The sequence below is a fragment of the Pseudomonas sp. CGJS7 genome (assembly GCF_036961695.1).
The window spans coordinates 1-10,187 of sequence record NZ_JBAMDI010000219.1; the positions used below are offsets into that span (position 1 = coordinate 1).

Annotated in this window: 10 protein-coding genes; 6 read left to right on the forward strand and 4 right to left on the reverse strand. The window is 67.4% G+C overall.

The genetic code is table 11. The features are described from left to right. Nucleotides 1–503 (forward strand): hypothetical protein (locus V7787_RS50970; RefSeq protein WP_336095150.1); only part of this gene is annotated, 503 nt, incomplete at its 5' end. Between the two features lie 36 nt (nucleotides 504–539). Here V7787_RS50970 and fabR read toward each other — a convergent pair. Continuing rightward, on the reverse strand, nucleotides 540–1,235 hold the full coding sequence (fabR, locus tag V7787_RS50975) for an HTH-type transcriptional repressor FabR (protein WP_336095151.1): 696 nt from the start codon (nucleotides 1,233–1,235) through the stop codon (nucleotides 540–542). A gap of 71 nt (nucleotides 1,236–1,306) precedes the next feature. Between fabR and V7787_RS50980 the strand changes: the two genes are divergently transcribed. Beyond that, the gene (locus tag V7787_RS50980) at nucleotides 1,307–2,413 is read left to right on the forward strand and encodes a ferredoxin reductase (protein ID WP_336095152.1); all 1,107 of its coding nucleotides are present in this window, start codon (nucleotides 1,307–1,309) and stop codon (nucleotides 2,411–2,413) included. A gap of 7 nt (nucleotides 2,414–2,420) precedes the next feature. Further along, nucleotides 2,421–3,566 carry a fatty acid desaturase family protein gene (locus tag V7787_RS50985; RefSeq protein ID WP_336095153.1) on the forward strand — a complete coding sequence of 382 codons (1,146 nt, stop codon included), beginning with the start codon at nucleotides 2,421–2,423 and terminating at the stop codon, nucleotides 3,564–3,566. 98 nt (nucleotides 3,567–3,664) lie between these two features. On the opposite strand, the gene V7787_RS50990 is transcribed toward V7787_RS50985, so the two are convergent. Beyond that, nucleotides 3,665–4,375 carry a glutathione S-transferase family protein gene (locus V7787_RS50990; protein ID WP_336095154.1) on the reverse strand — a complete coding sequence of 237 codons (711 nt, stop codon included), beginning with the start codon at nucleotides 4,373–4,375 and terminating at the stop codon, nucleotides 3,665–3,667. Nucleotides 4,376–4,522: 147 nt separating this feature from the next. Here V7787_RS50990 and V7787_RS50995 point away from each other — a divergent pair, with 147 nt between their 5' ends. Next, nucleotides 4,523–5,431: a LysR substrate-binding domain-containing protein gene (locus V7787_RS50995; protein ID WP_336095155.1), complete on the forward strand. Its 909-nt coding sequence runs from the start codon at nucleotides 4,523–4,525 to the stop codon at nucleotides 5,429–5,431. Between the two features lie 314 nt (nucleotides 5,432–5,745). Here the strand turns inward: V7787_RS50995 and V7787_RS51000 are convergent, their stop codons facing one another. Together V7787_RS51000 and V7787_RS51005 are read right to left on the reverse strand one after the other, a co-directional pair. Beyond that, the gene (locus tag V7787_RS51000; RefSeq protein ID WP_336095156.1) at nucleotides 5,746–6,783 is read right to left on the reverse strand and encodes a pyridoxal-phosphate dependent enzyme; all 1,038 of its coding nucleotides are present in this window, start codon (nucleotides 6,781–6,783) and stop codon (nucleotides 5,746–5,748) included. A gap of 78 nt (nucleotides 6,784–6,861) precedes the next feature. Continuing rightward, nucleotides 6,862–7,338 (reverse strand): Lrp/AsnC family transcriptional regulator, encoded by a 477-nt coding sequence (locus V7787_RS51005; protein ID WP_336095157.1) that lies wholly within the window; start codon nucleotides 7,336–7,338, stop codon nucleotides 6,862–6,864. Nucleotides 7,339–7,821: 483 nt separating this feature from the next. Between V7787_RS51005 and V7787_RS51010 the strand changes: the two genes are divergently transcribed. Beyond that, complete coding sequence (locus tag V7787_RS51010; RefSeq protein WP_336095158.1) at nucleotides 7,822–9,279, forward strand: M20/M25/M40 family metallo-hydrolase; 1,458 nt, start codon at nucleotides 7,822–7,824, stop codon at nucleotides 9,277–9,279. A gap of 142 nt (nucleotides 9,280–9,421) precedes the next feature. Beyond that, nucleotides 9,422–10,039, forward strand: a complete 618-nt coding sequence (locus V7787_RS51015; RefSeq protein WP_336095159.1) for a glutathione S-transferase family protein — start codon at nucleotides 9,422–9,424, stop codon at nucleotides 10,037–10,039. Nucleotides 10,040–10,187: the final 148 nt, after the last annotated feature.

Below are 10,187 nucleotides of genomic sequence, written 5' to 3' on the forward strand. Positions count from 1 at the left end.
CGGACTTTCTTTCACTACCGGTAACGCATGCGATGACTTACACGCTTCCGTTGTACATCCCGCTGGCGGTGACCGCCGTGGCGCTGGCGTTCGCTGGCCTGGGCGTGTTCCTGATCCAGCGCCGGCACCGGATCAAGATGGCGCTGCGGCTGGCGTTCGTGGCGTTTCTGATGGCGGCCATGGTCGGCGGCTTGATGGCGCCGGGGATGTTCATGGATCGGGTCACGCTGGATGAGCGGCGGCTGGAGCAGCCGCACGGGATCTGGTTCATGGCCGACTACGGGCCCAAGGGCTTCGATCTGGCCAAGGTGCGCTCGATCCAGATCAGCGAGCGCCTGCATACCGGGCGGCGCGGCCGCAGCAGCTTCCAGCAGATTTGGACGGCGACGTATGCGGACGGGTCGCAGGAAGAAGTAGTGGCCGGGGACTTGTGGAAGTACCACGGCGCCGAGATCGTGGCGCGGCTGCGCGCGCGCGGAATCCGCGTGGAAGACCTGCGCTGAGCGTTCGCTGCCGCCGCGCGGCCGAACTCTACGAAATCAGCCCAGCGGGCTGCGCTTCATCGGCATCGACATCGCCCGCGCGCCGGCCAGGATCATCCGCACCATCGTGCTCATCTGTTCGATCAGCTCGGGGTCTTTCTCGCGCGGCATGTCCATCGCGGTGGCGCCCATCGCGAACACCAGGCGGGTGATCGAGCGCGCCACCAGCGCCGGCTCGTACAACGTGACCTTGTCCAGCGCCGCCAGCCGGATCAGATCGACCCGCAGCTCTTCTTCGAAGAACGACAACTCGCGGTCGACCGCGCGCTTGAACGCGTCCGAACCCACCGTGCCCTCGCGCAGCAGCACGTGCAGCAGTTTGTCGTCGGCGCGCAGTTGCTCCATGAACGCTTCGATCGAACTGCGCACGATGCTGCGCCGCGCGGCCACGCGCTGGCGCGCTTCGCCGACGATCTTGCGCAGCGATTGCCCGGCCAGATCGATCAACGCCACCGCCAGCTCGTCGGTGTCGCGGAACTGGCGATAGAAACTGTTGGGCGCGATGCCGGCTTCGCGCGCGACCTCGCGCAGGCTCAGGCTGGACACGCTGCGATGCGGTCCGATCAGCTTCAGCGCGGCGGCGACCAGATCCTCACGGGAAATGGTCGCCTTGCGGCCCGGGTGCGTGTCGACGTCGATGTCGGTGGAAAAGCGTTGGCTCACGGCTGGCTGGCGCTCGGACGGGCAGGCCACATGATACTCCCGTTGTCATATTAATATACGGTTGTGCACACAGCTGTGCGGATGCATGTATAGTGGCCGCCATGAACGCTGCCCTCCGCCCCTCCGTCCGCCGCCCGCAGAGCCGTCTTCGACGACTGATCGCGCCGTTGGTTGCGCCGCAAGTCTTTGATTTCTGGGCTTCCAAGCTGCATCCGACCCTGACCTGGGAGCGCCCGCTGGCGCGCATCGTCGAGCGCAGCCCGGCCTCGGCCGACGCGGTGACCCTGCTGCTGGCGCCGAATCGGCACTGGGCCGGTGCCCGCGCCGGCCAGCATCTGATGATCGGCGCGCGCATCGACGGCGTCCTGGTGTCGCGCAGCTACAGCCTGTCCGACGCCCCGCGCGGCGACGGCCGGATCGCGATCACGGTCAAGGCGATCGAGGGCGGCAAGCTCAGCCGGCATCTGCACGACCACGCCCAAGTCGGCGACGTGCTCGAAATCGGCGAAGCCTTCGGCGAGATGGTGTTGCCCGAACGCAACGACGGCGCGTGGTTGTTCCTCGCCGCCGGCAGCGGCATCACCCCGTTGATGGCGATGACCCGCGAGCTGGCCGCGCAGGGCATGCCGGCGCCGCTGACGCTGTTGTACTGGGCGCGGCGCCGCGAAGAATTGTGTTTCGTCGATGAGCTGCGCGCGCTGGCCGCGCAACATCCGAATTTCCAGGTGCGGTTCCTGCTGACCCGGCAGGCGCCGGAACACGCGCACGAACACGCCGGACGCATCGACGCCGAGCTGTTGTCGCAGCACGTCGAAGACTTGTCCGCGCGCCGCGTCTACGCCTGCGGCCCCGGCGGTTTCGTCGCCCAGGCGCGCGAAGTCGGCGCCGCGCACGCGCGCGCCTTCGACGCCGAAGCCTTCACCCCGCCGCCGCGCGTGGTCGCCGAAGAAGGCCTGGTCGAAGTGGTGCTCGCGCGCAGCGGCCGCACCCTGGCGTTGCCGCGCGGCCAGTCCTTGCTGACCGCGCTGGAAGCGCACGGTCTGAATCTGCCTTCGGGCTGCCGGATGGGGCTGTGCAACACCTGCTCCTGCGGCAAGTCCTCGGGCAGCACCCGTCATCTGCACACCGGCGCCGAACAGGCCGAGCCGGTGTCCTCGCTGCGTCTGTGCGTGAACAGCGCGACCAGCCACCTCGTTCTCGATCTGTGATCCGCCCATGACTTCCTCCCGCAATCGCCCGCTGACCCCGCAGGAACTCGACCGCTTCGGCGAAGAACTCGATGCGCTGCGCGCGCGCACCGTCGCCCAGTTGGGCAAGGTGGACGCCGACTACATCCGCCGCGTGGTCGCGGCGGTGCGCTACACCGGCTTGCTCGGCCGGGTGCTGTTGTTCGCCGGCGCCGTCGGCGGCGCGTTCGTGTCCTGGCTGTTCTGGCCGGGCGTGATTCTCGGCACCGTACTGCTCGGTCTGTCGAAGATCATGGAGAACATGGAGGTCGGCCATAACGTCATGCACGGCCAGTACGACTGGATGCGCGATCCGCACCTGGACGGCAAGACCTACGAGTGGGACATCGTCGCCACCGGCGACAACTGGCGCAAAACCCACAACTACCAGCATCACACCTGGACCAACGTGCGCGGCATGGACGACGACATCGGCTACGGCCTGCTGCGGATTTTTCCGGAGCAGCGCTGGCGTCCGTTCTTTCTGCTGCAGCCGCCGATCGCGGTGATCTTCGCCCTGTATTTCCAGTGGGGCGTGGCGATCCAGGAGCTGCGCGTGGGCCGCTGGTTGGCCGGCAAGACCACCCACCGGCAGATGTGGCGCAAGTTCGTGCCGGTCGGGCGCAAGATGGGCAAGCAGTTGCTCAAGGACTATGTGTTGTTCCCGCTGCTGGCCGGCCCGTTCTTCCTGCCGGTGCTGCTGGGCAACCTGGTCGCCAACGGCATGCGCAACGTGTGGACGTACGTGGTGATCTTCTGCGGCCACTTCACCCACGACGCGGAAGTGTTCCCGAAGGAATCGGTGCGCAACGAGTCGCGCGGGCATTGGTATCTGCGCCAGCTGCGCGGTTCGGCCAATCTGACCGGCGGCAAGGTCATGGACCTGATGACCGGCAACTTGAGCCACCAGATCGAACACCACTTCTATCCCGATATCCCGGCCTGGCGTTACGCCACTATGGCGGTGGAAGTGCGCGAGATCTGCGCGCGCTACGGCCAGCATTACGACACCGGTTCGCTGCCGCGGCAGTTCGGTGAAGTCAGCTGGCGCATCCTGCGCCACGCCTTCCCGAGCCGTCCGCGCAAGCGCAAGCCGCTGGTGCGGGCCGAAGTGGCGATGGAGACCGGCGGCTGACCGCCGCGCGCCGACCCGAAGCTTTTGTGCGCATCCCCCGGTGTCTTGCGACACCGGGGGATTCGTCGTTTTGACGCAGGCGATGCCAACGCTTGCGATTACGCAGCGCGCTTGAACGCCACCGACTCGGCCAAACCGACTTCGCCCTCGAAGCGGCCGCCGCTGGTCGCCGGCCGTTGCTGCTCGATGGCGTGGGCGAAGATCACCGCCGGGTCGGCTTCCAGCTTGTCGAACAGGCGCTGCAGGTTCGGGTAATCGCGGCGGTCGACGACGTTGTGGTACTTGGTCCAGCGCGCGATGCCGATGAAGTAAGCGTCGGCGAGGGTGCGGTGTTCGCCCAGCAGGTAAGGCTTGTCGCCGAGCATGCGTTCGAGTTCCTGATGGGCGCGCACCACCCGCAGACGGCCGTACTCGGTCAGCACGCGCTTGGTGACTTCGTCCGAATCGTGTTCCAGCTGCCACCACAACGACGAGAACGAGCCGAAGAAGGTGGTGTTGAGGAAGGCCAGCATGCGGTTGAGTTCGTCGAACTCGCGGGTGCCTTGCTGGAACGAGATGCCGGCGGCCAGCGCGCCCGGATCGGCGCCGATGTGATTGAGGATGGCCATGCTCTCGGCCAGCATGTCGCCGCGCGCGGTGGTCAGGGCGGGGGTTTCGCGGACCGGGTTGATGGTGGCGAACAGCTCGGTCTGCATGTCTTCGGGCATGTTCACGCGCGCCAGCCGGTAGGGCTGGCCGGACCATTCCAGGGCGACGATGGAGCCGAACGAGCAACCGGAGGGGACGCCGTAATAGAGGATCGGGGACATGGGATTTTCCTTTGCAGTGATTAGGGAGGACCGCGGGGCGGGGCAGGTGGCGGGTGCCGGGTGGCTGCTGCGCTGCGGGTGTGATCACTGTAGGTGCGTGGACTTTGGCCGTGTAGTCTGCAAAAAGTGGATGCAAAGTCCACATACGTGTACTTTGTACCGATGCTCAATCTGAACGACCTGATCCTGTTCGCCACCGCCGTCGAGCACGGCGGCTTCGCCGCGGCCTCGCGCCGGCTCGGCGTGCCCAAGTCCACGATCAGCAAGCGGGTGGCCGCGCTGGAGGAGGAACTGGGCGTGCGCCTGATCCACCGCACCTCGCGCAGCTTCGTGCTCACCGACACCGGCCGCGATTTCCACGAACACGCGCGCGCGGCCTTGATCGAAACCGAGGCGGCCGAGAACGCGGTGCGCCGGCGCGTGGCCGAACCCAGCGGCAACGTGCGCATCACCTGCGGCGTGCCGACCGCGCAGGACTATCTGGCCGAGCACCTGCCGGCGCTGGCGCGCGCGTATCCGCGACTGCATGTGCAGCTGGACGTCAGCGATCGCCGCGTCGATCTGGTCCAGGAGGGTTACGACATCGGCGTGCGCAGCCATTTCGCGCCGCTGCCGGATTCGGGCTTGATCCAGCGCCAGGCGTTTGTGGAAACCATCGTGCTGGTCGCCGCGCCCGCGTATCTGGCCGAGCGCGGCGAGCCGCAGCATCCGCGCGAACTGGCGCTGCACGATGGGTTGTTGACCGGCATGGCCGGCAACACGCTGTGGACTTTGAGCGACGACAGCGGGCAGCGAGTGGAAGTGGAGCCGCATCCGCGCATGACTGCCAATGAGGGACGGGTCTTGCGCGCGGCGACCGTGGCCGGGTTGGGGATTACGGTGCTGCCCGAGCGCATGTGTCGGGGCGAACTCGAGGACGGACGTTTGCGGCGGGTTCTGCCTGCATGGAATGCGGGGCGTGTGACTACCACGCTGGTGATGCCGCATCGGCGTGGGCAGTTGCCGAGCGTGCGGGCGACGGTGGAGTTTTTGATCGAGTGTTTTTCGAAGATGTAGTGCGTCGCGGATGGATTCGGCTTCGGCTTCGACCTCGCTAGCTCACGCAGCCGAGCAACCGCGCCACCCACCTACCGTCATTCCGGCGAAAGCCGGAATCCATTTTGACTTTGCTTTGATCGGCTCGGCTAAGGGCGGTTTTAGCGACTCTTAGAAAGCTCTGGCGAAATGGTTCGCTCAGATGGCGGGAGCAAGATCAAAATGGATTCCGGCTTTCGCCGGAATGACGGTAGGTGGGTTGCGCGGCGATGACGACAGGTGAGTCATGTGGTGATAACGGTGGGTGAGTTAGGCGCTTTTGTTCTGCTAGTGGCTTAATTCGCCTCGACCAAAGCCGCTTCGCTGATCACCACCAACACCACACTGTTCTCATCCAGCCCATGCGCACGCCGCAATGCCGGCTCTTCAGCCGCGCGCAGCAAACCCGCCACGCCCGCGGCGCCGGACGGGGTGGTCTCGGGCCCGCCGCTCGCGCTCACGACGCCCGGCGCTTGGATGAGCTGAGCTTCGTCCACGCTCATCGCCGTCGCGCCACGACGCAGCAAACTCGCCAACGCCACGCTCGCCGCCTGACCGCAAGACAGCATGCCCGCGACCGTATCCAGATCGCCGTCGATACGCTGCGCCAAGCCCACCTGCAGACCGTGCCCAACGCAGGCGGCGCGCTCGGGTTCGACCACCGTCAACCGCGCCGGCGCGCGCAACCAATCGTGCAAGCCTTCGGCCAATGCCGCGGCCAGCACGCCGACGCCGGCCTGCACGTAGACGTGACTCGGCGGCTGCGCGCATTGCGCGCGCAGCTCGCGCGCCAGCAATCCGTAACCGGCCAAGACATCGGCGATCACCGGGTCGTCGGCATCGCTGCCGGTGTCGGCGATCAGCAGGCCTTCGCCGCGCGCCGCGGCCGCTTCGGCCTGCAGCACCGCGTCTTCGTAATCGCCGGCCACCCGCACGACCTGCGCATCCAGCGCGCGGATGCGGGCGGCGCGCGCTTCGGGCACCGCCGCGGGCAGGAAGATCAGCGCGGCGACGCCGGCCTGGCGCGCGGCGGCGGCTACCGCCAGGCCGTGATTGCCGTCGCTGGCGCAGAGCAGACGCAACGGCGACGGTGCGGCGGCGCAGGCCGCGCGCAATTGCGCCAGCGATGCCGCGCCGGTGCGGCGGCTCAGCGCGCGCAAGCCGGCGTACATCCCGCCCAGCGATTTGAAACTGCCCAGCGCGCGTTGGTTCTCGGCCTTGGCCAACACCCGGCGCACGCCGCAGCGGCGCGCGAGCTCGGGCAGGTCGAGCAGGTCGGTGGGGCGATAGTCGGGCCACAGTTGGGCCGGATCGGTGGGCCAGAGTGCTTTCATGGCCGCAGTCTAGGTCGCGCTGCGCGCGCGGCGGCCGCGTATCGACGCCGATCCGCGCCGGAAAAACGCGCGCGGCGCTCAGTCGGGTTCGTCTTCGGCGACCGGGATGGTCATGCCGCGCTTGACCAGACTCAACGCGACATTGGTGGTGAAACGGTGGATGTTGGGATTTTCCGCGACCATGCCGACCATCAGCGCGTCGAAGTTCTCGGTGTCCGGCGCGGTCACCACCAGCACGAAGTCGGCCTCGCCGGTGACGTAGAACACTTGCTGCACCTGGGCGTGCGCCGACAGCCAGCGGCGCAACTGCGCCAGCAGTTCCGGCCGCTCGCGCTCGACCTGCAGGGACACGATGAAGAAGGTCGGCCGGCCGACCTGCTTGGGATCGAGCACCGCGGCCTCGCGCAGGATCACCCCGCCTTCGCGCATGCGCCGCAGCCGGCGCTGGATCGCCGAGGGCGACAACGCCACTTGTTCGGCCAGACGCTCGGCGGTCTGGCCGGCGTCTTCCTGCACCAGGTTGAGCAGTTGGCGGTCGAAGCGGTCGAGTTTCATGGGGGGAGTTTATGGCAACCGAAGAGGTGAAATACCACGTCTGCCGCCGAAGACCCGGCTCACCAAGCGCTCTGCTTCGAAATCGCCAAGGGCAAAATCAAAATGGATTCCGGCTTTCGCCGGAATGACGGCGTGGGGGATTCCGGCTTTCGCCGGAGTGACGGCGTGGGGGATTCCGGCTTTCGCCGGAGTGACAGCGTGGGGATTCCGGCTTTCGCCGGAATGACGGCGTGGGGATTCCGGCTTTCGCCGGAGTGACGGCGTGGGGATTCCTGCTTTCGCCGGAATGATTGCGTGGGGGATTCCTGCTTTCGCCAGAATGACGACTGGAGGGATTCCGGCTTTCACCGGAATGACGGGGTGATGGTTCTGGCGCAGTCGGCGGCTTTTCGATTGCCGAAAAACCGCAACCGCCACCCCCACAACGCCGCCGAAACGCAGCCGCGCGCCGCTAGCCTCTCCGGCTTATCCCAAGGCGCTGCCATGCATTCCTTCGAACTCGACTTCCCCGCGCTCCAGCGCCGCATCGACCGCGCCTGGCGCGACGACATCCTGCCGGCGCTGTGCGAATACATCGCCATCCCCTGCGAATCGCCGGCGTTCGATCCCGAATGGGCCGCGAACGGCCACATGGATCGCGCGGCGTTGCTGATGACCGATTGGGCGCGCACGCATCTGGCCACGCTGCCCGGCGCGCGTGTGGACACCTTGCGCCTGCCGGGCCGCACGCCGCTGATCTTCATCGAGATACCGGGCCATGGCGACGGCGTCGACCCCGATGGCGCCGATACGCCGGTACTGATCTACGGCCATCTGGACAAACAACCGCCGATGCCGGGCTGGGCGCCGGGCCGCGAGGCCTGGACGCCGGTGTTCGAAGGCGAACGCCTGTACGGACGCGGCGGCGCCGACGACGGTTACGCGATCTTCGCCGCGATCGCCGCATTGACCGCGTTGCGCGAGCAGGGCGTCGCGCACCCGCCCTGCCGGATTCTTATCGAAGCCAGCGAAGAATCCAGCAGCGTCGACTTGCCGGCCTACATCGAAACGCTGGCGCCGCGCTTGGGCGAACCGACGCTGATCGTCGCCCTGGACGCGGGCTGCGGCAATTACGATCAACTGTGGACCACCACCTCGCTGCGCGGCCAAGTGGCCGCAACCCTGAGCGTGCGCGTGCTCGATGAAGGCGTGCACTCGGGCGACGCGTCCGGAATCGTGCCGTCGAGTTTCCGCATCGCCCGGCAGTTGCTGTCGCGCCTGGAGGATCCGCGCAGCGGCGAGATCGTCGATGCGTTTCATGTACCGATTCCGCCGCAGCGGCGCGAACAGGCCGCGGTCGCGGGCGCCGCATTGGGGCAGGGCTTGCTCGACGGCTTTCCGTTTCACGGCGATACCCGTGCGGTGGTCGAGGATCCCGGCGAACTCGCGCTCAACCGCGCGTGGCGACCCCAATTGGCGATCACCGGCATCGACGGCGCGCCGCGGGTGGCGGATGCGGCCGCGGTGATGCAGCCCTGCACCGCGCTCAAGCTGAGCCTGCGCCTGCCGCCCACGCTCGATCCCGAAACCGCCGCGCAACGTATGCGCGAACTGTTGCTGGCCGATCCGCCGTACCGCAGCGCTGTTTCGTTCGAACTGGATTTCGCCAGCCGCGGCTGGCACGCGCCGCAGGCTGCGCCGTGGCTGGCCGCCAGTCTGGAGCGCGCCTCGCAACTGGCGTTCGGCCGCGGCAGCGCTTTGATCGGCGGCGGTGGCGGCATCCCGTTTCTGGCCATGCTTGGCGAACGTTATCCGCAAGCGCAGTTCCTGGTCACCGGCGTGTTGGGCCCACAATCCAACGCCCACGGCCCCAACGAGTTCCTGCATCTTCCGACCGCGCGCCGACTCACCGCGGCCTTGGCCCAAGTGCTGCACGACGCAACACACGCCGAGCGCGACTAACCGCCACCAAGAAAAGCCGCGCATCCCCCTATCCCGTCATTCCGGCGAAAGCCGGAATCCATTTTGATCTTGCTCCCACCTCCCCGACAAAACCGCTCAGTCAACGATACGTACCCCGAATCCCCCAACACGCAGGCCCGACATGCAACTGCTCTATCAAACCCACTCGCCCTACGCCCGCAAGGCGCTGGTCTTCGCCCACGAAATCGGCCTGGCCGACCGCATCGACGTGGTCCACCACGAAACCAGCCCGACCCTGCGCAACGAGACCGTCTACGCGCAAAATCCGATGGGCAAGGTGCCGGTACTGATCCGCCCCGGCCTGCCCGCGCTGTTCGACTCGGACATCATCTGCGCCTACCTGGACACGCTGCACGACGGCGCGCCGCTGATCCCGATCGAGGGCGAAGCGCGTTGGCGCGCGCTGCACTGGCAGGCGGTGGCGCAAGGCCTGGCCGACTTCGGCATCAAGGTGCGCTGGGAAACCGTGCGCCGTCCCGAGGCCCTGCGCTACGAGGCGCTGCGTGCGGCGTACACCGCCAAACTCACCGAAAGCTACGACTGGCTCGAACGCGACCTCGACGATGCCGAGCCCCTGCACGTGGGCCACATCGCCGTGGCCACCGCGCTGAGCTGGCTGGAGTTCCGCGAACTGCCCGATTTCCGCGCCGGCCGCCCGCGCCTGAGCGCGTGGCTGGACGCGTTCGAACAACGCCCGTCGATGCGCGCCACGCCGCTGTCGGGCGAAACCCACGACTGAGACCGACGCCGCCACCGACACGCCGCTGCAACCTGTCCGTCATCGCGCCGTGCATCGCGACCGCATGTAATGGCCCGACGCCGCCGGCCGCTGTCCTGGCGCCTTCGCGCGCTGCGTTATCCAGATCAGAGCAGCCGCCCGGCCGACC